This window comes from Aphanothece sacrum FPU1, from assembly GCF_003864295.1.
In the GTDB taxonomy this organism is placed as follows: domain Bacteria; phylum Cyanobacteriota; class Cyanobacteriia; order Cyanobacteriales; family Microcystaceae; genus Aphanothece_B; species Aphanothece_B sacrum.
Map to the genome: position 1 here is coordinate 216,813 of NZ_BDQK01000017.1, position 15,324 is coordinate 232,136.

At 34.4% G+C, this 15,324-nt stretch carries 24 protein-coding genes and 1 tRNA gene; 3 read left to right on the forward strand and 22 right to left on the reverse strand.

What is annotated here, in order from left to right; all coding sequences use genetic code 11:
* Nucleotides 1-297: 297 nt before the first annotated feature.
* Entirely contained in the window at nucleotides 298-1,023 is a 726-nt protein-coding gene (locus AsFPU1_RS20935; RefSeq protein ID WP_124973349.1) for a peptidase, read from the forward strand.
* Between the two features lie 100 nt (nucleotides 1,024-1,123).
* Here AsFPU1_RS20935 and AsFPU1_RS20940 read toward each other — a convergent pair whose 3' ends face one another.
* On the reverse strand, nucleotides 1,124-2,269 hold the full coding sequence (locus tag AsFPU1_RS20940) for an IS4 family transposase (protein WP_124969650.1): 1,146 nt from the start codon (nucleotides 2,267-2,269) through the stop codon (nucleotides 1,124-1,126).
* 132 nt (nucleotides 2,270-2,401) lie between these two features.
* On the opposite strand from AsFPU1_RS20940, the gene AsFPU1_RS20945 reads away from it, so the two are divergent.
* A complete protein-coding gene (locus AsFPU1_RS20945; RefSeq protein ID WP_124973347.1) occupies nucleotides 2,402-2,695 on the forward strand; it encodes a DUF2288 domain-containing protein in 294 nt (97 codons plus the stop codon).
* Between the two features lie 114 nt (nucleotides 2,696-2,809).
* Here AsFPU1_RS20945 and crtB read toward each other — a convergent pair whose 3' ends face one another.
* The 3 genes from crtB to AsFPU1_RS20960 form a co-directional block, all read right to left on the reverse strand.
* Nucleotides 2,810-3,742, reverse strand: a complete 933-nt coding sequence (gene crtB / locus AsFPU1_RS20950; RefSeq protein ID WP_124973345.1) for a 15-cis-phytoene synthase CrtB — start codon at nucleotides 3,740-3,742, stop codon at nucleotides 2,810-2,812.
* A gap of 147 nt (nucleotides 3,743-3,889) precedes the next feature.
* Entirely contained in the window at nucleotides 3,890-5,317 is a 1,428-nt protein-coding gene (gene pds, locus AsFPU1_RS20955; RefSeq protein ID WP_124973343.1) for a 15-cis-phytoene desaturase, read from the reverse strand.
* Nucleotides 5,318-5,727: 410 nt separating this feature from the next.
* Entirely contained in the window at nucleotides 5,728-6,204 is a 477-nt protein-coding gene (locus AsFPU1_RS20960) for a hypothetical protein (protein WP_124973341.1), read from the reverse strand.
* A 152-nt stretch (nucleotides 6,205-6,356) separates the two neighbouring features.
* Here AsFPU1_RS20960 and AsFPU1_RS20965 point away from each other — a divergent pair.
* Nucleotides 6,357-6,428: transfer RNA gene (locus AsFPU1_RS20965), tRNA-Asn, on the forward strand.
* A gap of 170 nt (nucleotides 6,429-6,598) precedes the next feature.
* Here the strand turns inward: AsFPU1_RS20965 and AsFPU1_RS20970 are convergent.
* The 18 genes from AsFPU1_RS20970 to AsFPU1_RS21055 all read right to left on the reverse strand — a co-directional run bounded on the left by AsFPU1_RS20970 (nucleotide 6,599) and on the right by AsFPU1_RS21055 (nucleotide 15,262).
* On the reverse strand, nucleotides 6,599-6,907 hold the full coding sequence (locus AsFPU1_RS20970) for a HEPN domain-containing protein (protein WP_227873446.1): 309 nt from the start codon (nucleotides 6,905-6,907) through the stop codon (nucleotides 6,599-6,601).
* 59 nt (nucleotides 6,908-6,966) lie between these two features.
* The gene (locus tag AsFPU1_RS20975; protein WP_124973339.1) at nucleotides 6,967-7,287 is read right to left on the reverse strand and encodes a nucleotidyltransferase domain-containing protein; all 321 of its coding nucleotides are present in this window, start codon (nucleotides 7,285-7,287) and stop codon (nucleotides 6,967-6,969) included.
* A gap of 30 nt (nucleotides 7,288-7,317) precedes the next feature.
* On the reverse strand, nucleotides 7,318-7,602 hold the full coding sequence (locus tag AsFPU1_RS20980; RefSeq protein WP_124973337.1) for a hypothetical protein: 285 nt from the start codon (nucleotides 7,600-7,602) through the stop codon (nucleotides 7,318-7,320).
* Entirely contained in the window at nucleotides 7,589-7,885 is a 297-nt protein-coding gene (locus tag AsFPU1_RS20985; RefSeq protein ID WP_124973335.1) for a BrnT family toxin, read from the reverse strand. Before AsFPU1_RS20985 ends, AsFPU1_RS20980 begins: the two co-directional genes overlap by 14 nt.
* Nucleotides 7,882-8,124, reverse strand: a complete 243-nt coding sequence (locus tag AsFPU1_RS20990) for a hypothetical protein (RefSeq protein ID WP_227873441.1) — start codon at nucleotides 8,122-8,124, stop codon at nucleotides 7,882-7,884. The genes AsFPU1_RS20985 and AsFPU1_RS20990 overlap by 4 nt, the downstream gene beginning before the upstream one ends.
* Nucleotides 8,111-9,493: a hypothetical protein gene (locus AsFPU1_RS20995; RefSeq protein ID WP_124973333.1), complete on the reverse strand. Its 1,383-nt coding sequence runs from the start codon at nucleotides 9,491-9,493 to the stop codon at nucleotides 8,111-8,113. Before AsFPU1_RS20995 ends, AsFPU1_RS20990 begins: the two co-directional genes overlap by 14 nt.
* Nucleotides 9,494-9,531: 38 nt before the next feature.
* On the reverse strand, nucleotides 9,532-10,197 hold the full coding sequence (locus AsFPU1_RS21000) for a hypothetical protein (protein WP_124973331.1): 666 nt from the start codon (nucleotides 10,195-10,197) through the stop codon (nucleotides 9,532-9,534).
* A gap of 79 nt (nucleotides 10,198-10,276) precedes the next feature.
* Nucleotides 10,277-10,915 (reverse strand): hypothetical protein, encoded by a 639-nt coding sequence (locus tag AsFPU1_RS21005; protein WP_124973329.1) that lies wholly within the window; start codon nucleotides 10,913-10,915, stop codon nucleotides 10,277-10,279.
* A gap of 1 nt (nucleotide 10,916) precedes the next feature.
* A complete protein-coding gene (locus AsFPU1_RS21010; RefSeq protein WP_227873440.1) occupies nucleotides 10,917-11,261 on the reverse strand; it encodes a hypothetical protein in 345 nt (114 codons plus the stop codon).
* Nucleotides 11,262-11,276: 15 nt separating this feature from the next.
* The gene (locus AsFPU1_RS21015) at nucleotides 11,277-11,516 is read right to left on the reverse strand and encodes a DUF2283 domain-containing protein (protein WP_124973327.1); all 240 of its coding nucleotides are present in this window, start codon (nucleotides 11,514-11,516) and stop codon (nucleotides 11,277-11,279) included.
* On the reverse strand, nucleotides 11,501-11,827 hold the full coding sequence (locus AsFPU1_RS21020) for a hypothetical protein (protein WP_124973325.1): 327 nt from the start codon (nucleotides 11,825-11,827) through the stop codon (nucleotides 11,501-11,503). Before AsFPU1_RS21020 ends, AsFPU1_RS21015 begins: the two co-directional genes overlap by 16 nt.
* A 102-nt stretch (nucleotides 11,828-11,929) precedes the next feature.
* Nucleotides 11,930-12,247, reverse strand: coding sequence for a hypothetical protein (locus AsFPU1_RS21025; protein ID WP_124973323.1), 318 nt, complete (start codon nucleotides 12,245-12,247; stop codon nucleotides 11,930-11,932).
* A 2-nt stretch (nucleotides 12,248-12,249) separates the two neighbouring features.
* A complete protein-coding gene (locus tag AsFPU1_RS21030) occupies nucleotides 12,250-12,525 on the reverse strand; it encodes a DUF4926 domain-containing protein (RefSeq protein WP_124973321.1) in 276 nt (91 codons plus the stop codon).
* A gap of 12 nt (nucleotides 12,526-12,537) precedes the next feature.
* Nucleotides 12,538-12,852 carry a DUF6883 domain-containing protein gene (locus AsFPU1_RS21035; protein ID WP_124973319.1) on the reverse strand — a complete coding sequence of 105 codons (315 nt, stop codon included), beginning with the start codon at nucleotides 12,850-12,852 and terminating at the stop codon, nucleotides 12,538-12,540.
* A gap of 267 nt (nucleotides 12,853-13,119) precedes the next feature.
* Nucleotides 13,120-13,326 carry a DUF6887 family protein gene (locus AsFPU1_RS21040; RefSeq protein WP_124973317.1) on the reverse strand — a complete coding sequence of 69 codons (207 nt, stop codon included), beginning with the start codon at nucleotides 13,324-13,326 and terminating at the stop codon, nucleotides 13,120-13,122.
* A complete protein-coding gene (locus AsFPU1_RS23615; RefSeq protein ID WP_124973428.1) occupies nucleotides 13,323-13,502 on the reverse strand; it encodes a DUF6888 family protein in 180 nt (59 codons plus the stop codon). The genes AsFPU1_RS21040 and AsFPU1_RS23615 overlap by 4 nt, the downstream gene beginning before the upstream one ends.
* Nucleotides 13,503-13,563: 61 nt before the next feature.
* The gene (locus AsFPU1_RS21050) at nucleotides 13,564-13,968 is read right to left on the reverse strand and encodes a hypothetical protein (protein ID WP_124973314.1); all 405 of its coding nucleotides are present in this window, start codon (nucleotides 13,966-13,968) and stop codon (nucleotides 13,564-13,566) included.
* A gap of 37 nt (nucleotides 13,969-14,005) precedes the next feature.
* A complete protein-coding gene (locus AsFPU1_RS21055; protein ID WP_125061181.1) occupies nucleotides 14,006-15,262 on the reverse strand; it encodes a transporter substrate-binding domain-containing protein in 1,257 nt (418 codons plus the stop codon).
* Nucleotides 15,263-15,324: the final 62 nt, after the last annotated feature.

Here is a 15,324-nt window from a genome sequence, read left to right on the forward strand (position 1 = left end):
TTTTTACAGGAGTTATGATTCTCACAAAAAGACTAAATAAACCCGCCCTTATATAGCGAGGAGTTACGCACTCACCAACCAAAAACAACAATTTTGTGTCATTGCGAGCGATAGCGAAGCAATCTCAAACCCTTATTATGACCTTACAGTGCGTAACTCCTAATAGCTTTCAAGTCCTTTAGGGAACCTACTATAAACATTCTTTATATTGATGAAAACCTACTTTACCCCTCCTACGATATTATGATTTTCCGTCATTTTAATTGTTCCGGGCGGAAATATAGGGAACTATTGTTAATGGGGGGATTGATTATAATAATCGCTTTACTGATACCTTTAACGTCCCTTTCTCAAGTTCAAGCAGATGATTTAACCTCATCCCTTCCCCCCCCAAAAATTCATCCCCTTCCCTCTACCTTAGCTCAATGGCAAAATGACCAAAACACAGAAGACTATTTTGAGCAAGTGACAGAAACCTTGGTGGGATATTTAATTTGGTCAAAATTTCCCATTAACGTCTATCTTGATCGTCCTCCTAATCCTGATGATACCGCAGCTAGTACCCGTCGCTTTGTAGAATGGTCAGAAGCGGTAACAGAGGCCATCGCGCAATGGAATGTTTATTTACCTTTAAAAGAAGTTGAAGGTACTGAATTAGCCGATATTATTATTAAAAGAACTGATCCTCCCTTAGATGGTCAATTTGACCCCAAAACAGGACAATTACAGATTTCTAGAGCGCGAGCCGCCCAAACTCGCTATAATTTTTATATTCAAGATCGGCAACTTTTTCATCGCATGATCATTGAGATTAGTCCGCGAGGGAGTCAGTCATCTATCTTGGTGACAGCCCGTCATGAACTAGGCCATGCTTTAGGAATTTGGGGCCATAGTCCAAAAGAAACTGATGCTCTCTATTTTTCTCAGGTGCGTACTCCTCCTTTAATTTCTGTCAGAGATATTAATACATTAAAAAAAATATATCAGCAATCGACAAGATTGGGATGGATGTTACCTCCTTAAAAAGTTTACAGAAAAGCTAGAATGAGTTAATTTTAATGTAACCATTGATTTGAAACCAGCTAAAAATAATGGAAAGTTCCTGGCGTGGGGACATAAAAATCTATAAGCTAGACTTAATCAGGGATATAGCCCGTCGTCCTCGTCGATAATAGGCGCGTTTTTCGGGGCTTAATTGCATTAATGCCTGGGCTTCAACGGTAAATAAATCACAAGAGTCAACCCAATCTTTTCCATGAAGACCGATATAAAAGTTACTGTGTCTCCGTCGCATTTTCTTGTTTTTTCTGACTCTCCCCACATATTTTGCCAATCCTTTCTCTTTAATAATTTTTCCAGAAAATGTTGCCATTGAATAAGCTAGAGTAATCAATATAATTAAGGAAGTAAGGCGATGTCCTGTTAATTTCGTTCTTTCTAAATCATAACCACCTTTCTTAAAATCCCGAAACATTTCCTCAATACAAAATCTCTTTTTATAAGCGTCAATCGTCTCATCAATACTGGTTAAATTTGTGATAATAAACCAAGCTTCTTTTGTCTCTATTCCTCTATACTTCTTTTTCCATTTCGCCACTATATTACTGCCTATAAATCCTTTTGTTTTCGTAACTTTAACTCCTTGATAAAATAAAGACATTCCTGAAGATAATCCTAAATCTTTTAGTCGCGTCCACATTTCCTTTTCTACTTCAATATAGTTGCTTTTCTTCAATCTGAGTGCATAATAAACTCTTTTTTGTCCATGTAACCATTTTGCTAGTTCAACTGAGCAGAATTCTCTATCCCCTAAGACAACTATTTTATATTCTTTTAGAAAGAGTAATATTCGGGCTAATATACTTTTCTGTGTGTCAAAGTTACTATTACCGATGTGATCTAGCAACTCAAAATATAAGGGAATTCCTCTATTATCAATTACCAGACTTACCATCAAAATATTAATCAACCCCCATTGGGTTCTATCTATGGCAATATGTAAGACATCTCCTGTACTAAATGATTGCTTTAACCACTGTTTTATGATAGGTATCCATACTCCTTCAATTGTCAAACAAGGAATCTCGAAAAACCGTTTTAACTTTTTTCTCTTACTTTCAAATAAAATGGGACTGGGAAAATAACTAGCTAACTCATAAAACCTAATTTTCCTATATACTTGCACTAATTCTATCATGATTAACAGTATTAAATATTCCGATTTTTTCAGATACTTTGTTAAATGGTTGTTATAAATTTCTGGTAACATTTTGGGTTTAGACGGCGATCGCTAAAAAAAGAACATTTTCTTTTTACCATGTTTTGCTCTTTTCGTCATCTGGTAAGGCTTTCAGGGTTTCATGTCCCCACGCCAGAATGACTATAATTACCCAATTTTTTCATGGAAGACCTGAAAACACGCTTAATCAAAGATATGGCTGAGGTAGAATGGCAAGACTTAATTCCTCATGCTAAACGAGATGCTATTATTATCGTCAATGAAAATTTAGACTTATTAGAAGTAGGATTAGCGATCGCTCAAGATCAAGTCAATTCAGTGCAACATTGGATGGCAGAGGAGTTGATTGGTAAACCCTCTGTTGAACAGTTAAACACCTGGAATATTGAACCCTCAAAATTATTTAAAAGTTTAATTTTACAACCGTTTATCTTAGTTCAGTCAACTATTACCTAAGTGTAGGGGTCAACGGCCGTTGACCCCTATTTGTTAAAATAATTATCAGTCATATAATGAGAGATTTAGACTCAAGGATTTAACTGATAACTGTTGACTGATAACTGTTCACTGTTAAAGGACTTGGGCCCGTAACCAAGCGACCGGAAGATAGAGCATCTTTTTCGGAGTTGGAACAAAAGCCCGCGTTGTAAAAACATCATAGCCATTAGCTTCGATGACATCCAAAATTCCCTGATAAAGCATCAAAGCTGCCCAAACTGGCCAGCGAGAATCTCTGTTCAAACCTCGGATGCCTTTTTCAGACTCTTGATAATAGTGGCGGGCCCGTTGAATCTCAAAAGCCATTAAATTACGCCAACGATCATCAATCACTCCATTGAATAAATCATCTTCAGTGTAATTAAACCGCTCTAAATCTTCTAAAGGTAGATAAATACGCCCTCTTTGAGCGTCTTCTCCCACATCCCGCAGAATATTAGTTAATTGATTAGCAATGCCCAAGGCGATCGCTTCTTCTTTAGGGAGATATTTTTCTTGATGTTGTTCCCAGGCAGCCCCATAATGATTCCCTTCAATGCCTAATACTGAGCTTGACATCAACCCCACTGTTCCCGCCACACGGTAACAATATAGTTTTAGTTCTTCAAAGGTTTCATAACGACTGCGATATAAATCCATCTCTTGTCCAGCGATCATATCCCGAAAGGGAGTAATCTCAATGGGAAAACGTTCCAGAGTATCCACTAAGGCCACATCCTCATCATCGATGGGATGACCCGAAAATAGGGATTCTAGATGTTCTTCCCAGAGTTTTAGGGTTTCTGGTGTAGTTAACTGGGCTTGAGGCCCGTCAACTAATTCATCAGTACGCCGACACCAAACGTAAATAGCCCATATTGCTTGACGCTTTTCGGGGGGCATTAACAGGGTTCCCAGATAAAAGGTTTTGGAATATTTCTGGGTAATTTGGCGACACAATTCGTAGGCCTCATCGAGAGGGGCCAGAGATTTTTGGGGTTGGGTTGGTTTAGGCAGTTGCAGCATTCAGCACAGGCAGAATGATTGTCTATAGTATGGAACTTGACCGAATCATTGAGGGGTTAACCATTTAGCATTGTCCCATTCAATGAGGCCTTAGTCATTATTTCCCAAAAATAAGTTTTTAGGAAGAGGGGATGATTATGTCTCATCCTAAACTAAAGAGGCTTGTTTTTGGCTTTTTTGGTGAGAAAAAGTCGAGTTAGCCGGATAATCTTGAGCAATGGTTTGTGCCGCCAATTTTCCTGAGAGTACAGCCCCTTCCATACTTCCTAAATATTTTTGCATGGTATAGTCACCCGCTAAATAAAAGTTAGCAATGGAGGTTTTTTGGGAAGGGCGACAAGCTTGTCGTCCTGGGGTTGCCTTATAAACGGAACGAGGGGTTTTAACCACGTGAGATTTTAGCAATTTAGCTTGATTTTCCCCATTAAAGTGTTGAGGAAAGAGTTTTTCTAATTCTGCCAGGGTCGCAGCAATAATGGCTTCATCAGATTGATTTATCCAATCATGAGCAGGAGCCAAGACTAACTCTAACATGGAGCGATCTCGGTTAGCGTATTCTTTACAAGTGTTACTCATGTCCGCATAGACACTAAGTAAGTCTGAACGAGAAAATAACAAATGATCAATATCGGTTAATTTACGATCAAACCACAGATGAAGGTTAATGACGGGAACCCCTTCTAACCCTTCTAATTGTTTAAATTCTGGCAGTTGTCGCCAGGATTGGGGTAACATGACCTTTAATGGGTCAACGGGCATAGCAGATAGATATAAATCTGCTTCTAATACCTCATCTGGTGCGCCATCAAGCCCTCTTAAAAGAAAGGCTTTAACGGTATTATCTTCATTGAGTAATATTTCTTTTAAGGGCGCATTTAGTCTGACTTGACCCTCTCGTTCGCTAATGTAATCTACTAAAGGTTGGCATAGTCTTTCTGTGGGAGAACCATCTAAAAAGGCCATTTTTGAGCCGTTTTTCTCTTGTAAGAAGCGGTTCAGGGCAGTTAATAAAATGGTGGCTGAGATTTCTGAGGGGTTAATAAAGTTTAAGGCCTTGGACATGGCGATAAAGACTTCTTTTTCGACTCTAGCCGGAATATTTTGTTTTTTTAGCCATTCTGACCAAGAATAACGATCCATTTCTTCGACATAGCTTTGTCCACGCACGATAGCTGGAATTAACCCTAGTCCAAATTTAATTTTTTCTTCCCATGTTAACATATCGTTATTGCGCAAAATTGCCACAATACCGTTGACAGGGGCGGGAATATCTGGAAAATTAAAGCGAGAATAGGTTCCAGGGGTTTCGGGTTGGTTGAAGATCATGGAATGTTCTTTCCACTGTAAACGGTCTTCAATGCCCAATTCCTTGAATAATTGCAGCATATTGGGATATGCTCCAAAAAAGATATGTAGTCCGGTTTCGTACCAGTCTCCGTCTTTGTCTTTCCAGGCAGCTATTTTACCGCCTAATACATCCCTACGTTCTAAAACAATGGGGGTGTGTCCCGCATCAACTAGATATTTGGCACAAGAAAGGCCCGCTAAACCTGCTCCGGCGATCGCAACTCGCATCTATAGTAATCTCTATAAGGGTTTGTGTGTGTTACTCATTATACGTTACATTTCGTTACATTTTTTATTGTGTTGACAGAGTTTAGTTTTTAAGGGGTAAATACTAAAGACTAAAAAATTAGCTAAAATTACTTAAACTTACCTATTTTAATAGCTAAATGGCTAAAATAAGTAGATTTTAACCAAGATAGAGAAATAGCTTTCAGGTAAATACTAAAGACTAAAAACTGGCTCTCCCGTACCTGTGGTGATAAGTAAAGCTTATAATTCGTAGGGTGGGTTAGACGCGGCTATGATTTTGATGAAAAACTAATAAGTTTTAAGGCGCGTCGTAACCCACCATATAAAGTATTGTAGCTGATTATACATTTTATACCAAGATGTCGGGAGAGCCGATTAGTTGAGGTAGTTCACGAATAAACTTCCAGATGTAGGACATAATGCCCAAGTTGTACTCGGCCTGTCCATAATTCGTATTCTACCCGTAAGTACTCAGGGAAGACCTCTCCGTGTAACTCAATACTGCGAGTGTAGTTTCGTAGGCGAAACGCATCCGTGAGTTCTCCTCCCTCATTATTTAACCAATAACGACTGACCCCATAAATACCTGTTTCCCAAAAATGTCGATAAGCAAATTTTCCATTGCCTTGTAAAGTCATAATGACACGAGACGGAGAAATTTCTAACCACAATAATTGTTTAGCCGTCTCTACTGATGAGCTAAACTCTCCGGTTGCTGTTCCTTCTGTATCGGGTTGGTTCAACAGCAGATGAAAACGAAGATGATCTTTTTGATATAGGGTTCCGGCCGTTTCAATGGTGGATAAAATTGGCAGGTCCGTAGACATCAGGGACAAAGACACAGGACAAGAGTGATGGGTACGCATTAGGACTAACTGTTAAGAGAGGCATACTTATAAGATATCGTTGTAAGGGAACAATTCACAACGCTCTTTTTGGTGAATTTTTCACAAAACATGAATTAGGGGCTTGCCAAATTACACAGGTTGTTGCTATGATTAATAATCGTGATGAGCAATCCTCAGTAGCTCAGTGGTAGAGCGGTCGGCTGTTAACCGATTGGTCGTAGGTTCGAATCCTACCTGGGGAGTTTGATTTTTTAGGAATTAATGTGGTGATCCCACTTTCTATCTTCTTTTAATAGATAGACAACTAATAAAAGTTGCCAATCTAATGTTAAACCAATTAAGCGATCGCGGATAACCTGCTGCATTCCATACTGCATCAAATATAGGTTTTATTCCGACTGAATAAACTTTTTTATAAATGATCAAAGGCAAACAATAACATTTCTTCTGCTTGCTGTATGATTTGATTAGCTTCATCACAACTAATTTCAATATCGAGATTATAGTCTGCCCCTTTTCTGAGTTTTTCTGCTTCAATTAGATAGCGATGATACTTTTTAGGAACTCGTTCATTCTTAGCAAAATATTGTCCAAATGCAGAAATAATTGCTGAATGTTTTCCGTAAGATAAATTTTCTCCTTCTAAGAAAGCAGAAGCAACATAAAACATAGTATAATAAGCTCTCGATACGGCAAACTCAGGATAACCTGTCTCATTAATTTATCTAGCAACGGCTAAACTTTTTTGTGCCTTCTCTAAAAATTTAAGCTGAATTTTATTCATAAGATTATTCCTTCTTTATGAATATTTCGATAAAAAGCACTATTTTCTGTTTGCCATTGTTCAGATGTGGTAAAACAACAACTAATTAATTGATTGTATTCTAAGGATAATTCACTAATAAATTCACTGATTCTTTGAACTTCTTGATAATAACGAAATGGGTGTTTTAAAATAATTAGAATATCAATATCTGATTCAGCAGTAGCATTCCCTCTAGCTTGAGAACCAAAAAGAATGACTTGATCTAGTTCATCTTGATAGATGGTTTTTAAATACTTCTCTATTGATTTTAAAATTGAGTTTAACTGATTGTTCATTGATTTAATAAAATCCGTTCTTAAGCTTAGTTAAAATTGTTTAATATCAGCGATTGCAGCAGAAATTATGTCATCAGTGACACCATGTTTTCGTAAACTTTCAATTAAACTTGATAAAGCATTATTTTCTAATTTTTCCCAATCAACTCTTAACCCTTGACCAATATACGCACGAATTAAAGCTTGATAATTAGAAAATCCCAATTTAGGGGCAATTTCTTGTAAATCTTTTAAAACATCTTCTGGTATTTGTAAATTAATCGTAACCGTTGGTCTATCTTGATGTAAACGTTGTTTGAGTTTATCGAGTTTCATACTGTTTTCTTTCTGACGAAGTTGTAGAACGAGCAGAGATTATTCTTATTGTATCTTCTTTTAATAGATAGACAACTAATAAAAGTTGCCAATCTAAGGTTAAACCAATTAAGCGATCGCGTTCTTCTCCTTCTACATAATCACTATCTAATGGTAATAAAAAAGGATCAAAGAAAGTTTCACAAGCTTTTTCAAAGGAAATATTATGTTTGCGAAAATTCGAGACTGCTTTTTCCTTATTCCATTCAAAAGTAATACCATTATAAGTAAAAATAATATTCATTTTTCGATTCTTGCCACTTTTATAGTATCATTTATTCCTTCAACTTGTTCAATAGCAGAAATGACAGCTTCTCTAAAAGAAGTTGCTTCCCGATCAAATTCAAGATAGGGAATTAAATCACGAAAGCATAGGGTAGCATCATCACACCCTGCTTCAAAAATAGCATCTGCTAAAGCATCTAATTCTTCTGATATTTGACTAATACCTGACAATACTAAGGTGAAATTATATGTCATCATTTTCGTTGTTAAATATTTTTTCTACTGCTTCAATTTTAGAAGGAATTTTAGCCCGTCGAAGTACATCACCAAAATGGCTGGTAATACCCACATCACCCATTAAGATAATACCTTCAGAGTGAGGATTAATTGTAGATATTAAATGCCGAAGTTCCTCAAGTCCTTGTTTGACATCAAATTTGTAGTAGTAAGAAACACTCCCAGGATAGATAGTATTACCATAACTTTTCGTGGAACCTTGATGTAATTGAACAACCCAAATTTTTTGAGAGTCAGCTACCCATTCCATTCTAACAGCACCTAATTGTTCAACGACTTGTTTATAAATATTTTTTACTGAGTTGAGGATATCATCAGGAAGTTCCATAGAATGCTTTTGTCCTATCATAAAATCTTCACCATATCCCTGTATTCCTTCAATAATTATTTCTTCATTTTTCCCAACAATTAATGCCCCGGAATAAGCCGCTTCGATGCCTATTTGTGAGAGGATAGAAGCGATTGCATTATCATCGGGATCTTCTGTTTTCATCAGTTCAAAAGGATCACACCATCCTCGCTTAGTAGTGAACTTTCCTGGCATTTGAACCATCGGAGAGGTACGAATCCAAGTCTCAGTACATCCTGTAGATTGACCAAAGCTAAAAGGTGCTATTTTTCGGCTAATAACTGTTGTATAAGGAACAGGTAAATTAAGCAAATAAGCAATTAATAATCCATAAGTTTTGTCGCCAATAAATTGACTAAAACGGTTTGGCCAATTAATGTTAGCGTTAGCATGACTAATTCCTATATCTTCTAATTCCCAGATAATTGTATGATCGTGAAGAAAACCACGACGCAAAGGGTGAATACTAAATTCAACACGAGTTTGGGGAGAATAGTCTAAAGCTGGTAAGAAACCATAAACTATTTTAAGTAAATTTAATCCAATTTCGCGTGGTAAAGATGCTGTTCCAGGTTTTTCGACACAACGGGGAGTATCACCAGGGGCAAATTCAATCACATCTCCAAGAATAACTCCTGAAACTCCTCCATCATTTATGTCAATGGTTTCATTAACAATAGTATAGAGTCCTTCAGATGATAAACGTTGCAGAGATTCTTCAATTTGATTTATGTCTTTAAGTCCATAAAAAAATTCCCGACTTTTTGGATCTTTTGGGTCAAAACTTCGTATATTAACCGAGTTTTCAACAGACTGATTCAGCACTGCGCTAATAGCTTCATTAATTGAAGTAAATTTATCGTTAGTTTCGTAGCCATAAATTCTAGAATAACGTTGTGTCAATGTAGGATCATAACTCACAAATTGAGCCACATTTGCTTTATCAGCTAAGTCATTTAATATTGTGTCTTTAAAGTGCATTTTCTTGATACTCCTTATTAGTTGTTGAAATTAATTGTTTATAATTTCTCTAAATCTTGTAAAACTTGTTCGATAAATTCTGTATTTCCTTCTCTCTTTTTTAGTCTTGGAATAGCTTTGTTAATTAGATTAACACCTGTTTTTAAATTTAGTGGTTGTTGCGTTTCACTAAAGGTAGGAATTCCTTTTTTTTGAGCAACCCAAAATTCATATACACATCCATTACTATACTGCCAATCATTAATAAAAAAAGCTGTCGTTATATAGTATTCGATCACTTGCTGCCAAAAAAAACGCCAGTCTTGTTGTGTCCAACCTGGAATATGAGGAAGTGCAGTAGGATCTACAACAATTTTACCTGTTTTATGACGCAAATTTTGAATAATAACCTGTGCGTGTTGACGATTAGGTGTAATGACTTCTTGATGATGTAATATACGATAGTTTTCGTCTGCACTATCAATGTCTACAAATTTCTTTCCAATACTTTCTAACCAGTCAATGTATCGTTTACCTGATGTGACAGGAGAACTACAATAAAAGACTTCATCGGTGTCTAAAACACTTTTATAGACTTCTACCATCATTGTTATATTAAAATGGTTAGTTGTCTGGTTTTGAGAATTCTCAAAATTGGCGCGATGATTAGTTGTTTGGTTGCTAATCATGGGTTTAGAAGATAGTAATTTAAGAAGTTGATACATTATGTAACTGTATTATTGTATATCTATTTTTATCTTATTTAAGATTTATTGTTTGGATAAAAACATACTAAGTATTTGTCTATTCCTTTAATTTTTGCTGACATAAATCAAATTTATCTTTAATATAAACAACTGTGAATATCGGAATAAATATTATAAAAAATTGTAGAAATAGTAAATCATTTATTTCATTTTCTTGAACCATAATAACTAAAGAAAAGATATCAACAATTGTTATAAAAACACCGAAGAATAAAACTGATTGTCTTACAGACCAGGGAGGAAGTACAGCTTTAAATTTTGAATAATGTTCTAGTCTCCAGCTAAAATTTTCGTGATATTTTTCATATTCTTGGTTCATTTTTATTTCAAGATTTTTGAGATGCTCTAAGTTGTTTTTTCCATATTGATCCATTGGAATATAAGTTGCAAAAAACCAAAAAACAAGAGGAAATAGTGCAATAAATAGAATTAATTCAAAGGGAAATTTATCATTTTCATTTACTTTTGAACCAAACGTAAAAATACCAGCCGCTAATAAGGCCATGTACTGAAAGATTTGCCAAATAGCTTTATATACATTCTCATAACGTTGTGCAGCTTGTTCATACTCTAATTTAAACAAATTAAAAGTACGTTCCCATTCTTTGTCATCTGGATGATTAATGGGATCTTGAGGTGACTCATCTTCACTCGTTTGATTAAAATCTGGTTCCACATTATTTTGCAATTTTAAGTATGTTGTTGTTTGTAATCTGATAAAGACGAATATATTCTCTACTTTTGTTGATTCTTCGAGCAATTTCTGATGCTGTTACTAAATCATCTGCTTCAATTCTTTCTACTTTAATTACATCATTAATTGTTTCTACTTGATGAATAGCAGAAATGACAGCTTCTCTAAAGGAAGTTGCTTCTTGATCAAATTCGAGATAGGGAATTAAATCACGAAAGCATAAAGTAGCATCATCACAACCTGCTTGAAAAACAGCATCTATTGCAGCATCTAAGTCTTCTGATACTTGGTTAATACCTGACAATACCAATGTAAAGTTATAGGTCATTATGGGTACTTTTTTTTAGAGAATATTAGCTAAACGAAGATTAGCAATGACAGGAAGGGTTAATTCTTTATCTTCTTTTATTCGTTGGGAAAAAAATAAGATTTCTAAGTTTTCAATTTCTTCAGTCTGTGGGTTGAGACGAATAATAATATCATCTCCTAATTCTTCTGATTCTTGTTCAGGATAGGGTTGACATTTATTAATATAAAGTATGTCACCTATAGGATCGTATTTAAAGATTAGGTTTTCTGCCATTCAATGGTTCCTCCTGTTAATTTACGGGCAATATATGCTGTTATGATCCAGTGTCTTAAACTAGGATTAGTATCAGTAATAACCACGACTACAATATATTTACCATTACGAATATTATCAAACCAACGAGTAAATAACAAAGCATTTTCTAAACGAGAACTACGACGAATTTGATCTGGTTTAGCTAATGTTTCACTAATAACAGATTGATAAATTAATGATAATTCTGGATGAGTTTCAAGAATATGTTGTAGACGTTCTTGTGTTAGTTCAATATTGCCTCCTAAGTAAGAACAGTAAAAATTTAACATAAATCCAATATAACACTGTTAATTGCTTAAATTATATCATTTATTTCCTAACCAATTTCCTTATTAAGCGATCGCGGATATCCTGCGGCATTCCATACTGTATCAAATATGGGTTTTTTCCGAATTGCTGATCCTTTCAATTAAATGAAAGGTTTCTAGGTTTGCTTCTTTCCACTTGTCTTGGGCGAGGAGATCCCGAAGTCTTGTGTAATTCGCCTTAGATGTAATTAAGGGGATTTCCGTTTGAGGAGAAGGGGTTGACTTCGTAGTCAATCCAGATATTGGTGAAGATCCCGTATTTGGCTGAGGGTTTCTTGCTTCAGTCAGATAAAACACAATAACCCCCACAATAACCCCAGATATGATCGTTCCTATACTTCTAGCGAACCATTTTCCAAAGCCACCATTGTCGTTGCTCATTTCTAGTTTTCCACCTTCCCAATTATTGCTCTTTCTAAATCTTTGTAGTGAATCGCCTCTATCGACGCTTTTTCTTGTACTTGTTCAACCTTAATTAACTTAATTTGAGACTCAGTGACTTCTACGGTATCTTGAGCCATTAAACCCTCTACACTGTAGCCATCTTCTTCTTGAGACATAGGATAATGTTCAACTATTACCCCGACGCTACCTTTTTTGAGATTAAACTTAGGAATATCTTCAGTTAATTGGACTTGAGAAAATAGAGGAAATGTCATTTTTTATCTCTCCTATGTAGGAAATAAAGTAACAAATGTAGTAGTTTGTTCAGTGACTATCCAAATTGTTTTTATCTTTAAGACTGTTCCATTAGGACAATTTAATGACCCAATAATCTGATATTTTTGCCCATATTTTGTTTTTAAGGTTGCTTGTGCTTCTAACGTTAAAATTTGTTCTCGTAAATCCCTTTCTAATTGTTGCCAGTTATCTAAAGTATAACCTCCCAGAGCTAAATATTGAGATTTATCATCCTTCGGCAAAGGAATTAATAGATAATTGGTTAGTTTATTAGGAGAAATTATCGCATTTTGACTCAAATACATTTAACTAAAATCTAAAAATAAACTCAAGAAACTCACCTCACCATCAAACGATAAAACTACCATTCAAAATTATTATACACATGCTCTACACACCCTCAGTATTCATCCCATTCAAATTCTTGTTCCATTCTTACTTTATATTACCGAGAATAGTTTAAGGTGGGCATTGCCCACCCTACTAATGTTAGGAAATTTAGTTTTGAGCAATAATTTCCTCATCAGAAGGCTGATAATAATCTGATGATTTACGAATAACCATACTTAATATTAACCATTAGTTAAATTTTCTTGTTCTAAATGTTTAGTAATAACTTGATCAATTTCTTGAGGAGAAAGTGAGTTAGAATAGACTTTAGTAGATGGATGAGACTTTAAATGATCTACATAAATATAAAATGCTTCTTTGTCATCTTGATGACTAATTACATATTGACGTAACTCATCTTTACTCATTTTATTAAAATCTGGTTTCATGTTAAAAACTCCCAGTATCCATTACGACTAATTAATATTTGGATATCATTACCTGCCAAAATAAACAACTTACCGTCTCTTTCATCAAGACGTACTAAATAAATTGGCTGATAAGTATTGGTTAATGATTCACATAGGTAAATACATTTTAGTCCTTGTTCATTAGTGGGTAAAATTTATATTACCTCCAATAGATCACAGTATATTTATTTTAGATCAAAAAGGTGGGCAATGCCATTAAAAGCCAAAAAACGTTTTGATAATATCAATATAAGGCAGCAATTTCTTGATTTGTTCAGCATTTTCATTGAGATTTTTTAGCATTACTGGAATTGTTTTTAAATATCTCCATGCGCTTTTTGCTTGTCCTTTCATTTGTTCATCTTCGGGATTTTGACTAGCTTGTTTGAGATGTTTTATTTTCTCTAATGCTTCATCTTTTACTTCAGACTCTAAACTTGTTTCATTGTTAATCAATTCTTCTAATTTTCCTAACTCTATTAAAATTTTATCAATAGTTAATTTTTGAGAGGTTACATTATTAGAATCTTGATTAATTGTAGCTTTTGATTCTTGATTTATCTTAAACTTATTACCATTCCCATTAACGTTTACATTTTGATTTTGATTATTTGTATTCATGATGTTTCCTCATTAGATCTGTTGTTAATAGTATCGTTTAATTTTTTTGATCTATCTCATTCTCATTGCCATTAACGTTTACATTTTCATTGGTATTGGTATTAACAATATTAATAATGATTTGATGAAATGGATTGAATTTAGATGGAACCTTGTTGTTGAGGTTCCTCAAAAGCTCAAGGATCTTTTTTTTGAATATGGTTACTACTCCTATTATTACTAATATAAATATTAAAAATAATATAATATTATTTTTAATAAAATCTACAATATTGTATCCTACCAATTGCCGATCCAACTCTTTATTTTTATCATTTATCCATTTTATACCTGTTTCATTAATCCAATCATTGACTATCCGAGCAAGAATTATATTTCGAGTATCTATATTTCGATAATATTCATCTGATTCTTTAGGAATTCGTTGCTCGTAGATTACAAGACCTAAATCTTGAATCTCTCCTTTTAAAGAACTATATTTATATTTTTCCCTTATCTTTGAAAACCTAGATAATATTCCTTTTAAAATAATATCATCAGACGAATAAGCAACTATATTAACCTTTTTTGTAATTCCTATTTTATCTGCTTCTTTCTCTTCTTCCTGACAATCTTTTGCTTCAGCAGAACCTTCTTCTAAAAGAAGGTATAATTTCTCTCGGCTTTCTACAAAGCATATATTATTATATTTAAATTTGTTCTTAAGCTTTTTCTTAAGAAATTCAGCCTGAGTTGTTTTATCTATTACAGCAATTGCATTGTCTTCACCAATATCTATATCCTCATTATTATCTAGTATGTCTTTAAATTGTTTACTTAAAGTATCATAGTTTTGTTTTATTATTATATATTTAGATGGAGTTTTGAAATAAGAAATTGAAAAGAAATGACCCATATAATGACCTGCTAAATTCCTAATTCTATCGTTGGTTATTGACATTGAACCACAATTAATGTCTAATTGAATATTTTTGTTGCTATACTTAATTGTCTGTTGTATGAAACGGTGTTTATACGGAACTTTAATTAGATCAAATGTATAGTCGTTTTCTTTTATGTATTCTTGTGTCTTAAGATAGTTTAATAGCTCGGAACAAAAGGTATCCTTGTTTAATCCTTCAAGCGTTGCACTAATAGGATAAGCGTCTTCTGCAAAACCAAAATTAATAGTTTTCTGTAAGTCTACAGGATTATTTTGAGCAATAGTCAACTTAGGAATAGTTAACTGAATAATAGCTGATGCTTGAAGCAATACAAATAACTTTCCCCACTGTTTGACTGACTTGAATGACATCAATTTTGCAACTCCATGATTGTCTAATTTAGATAGATAAGTGGGTTAAGGAACAACAAATA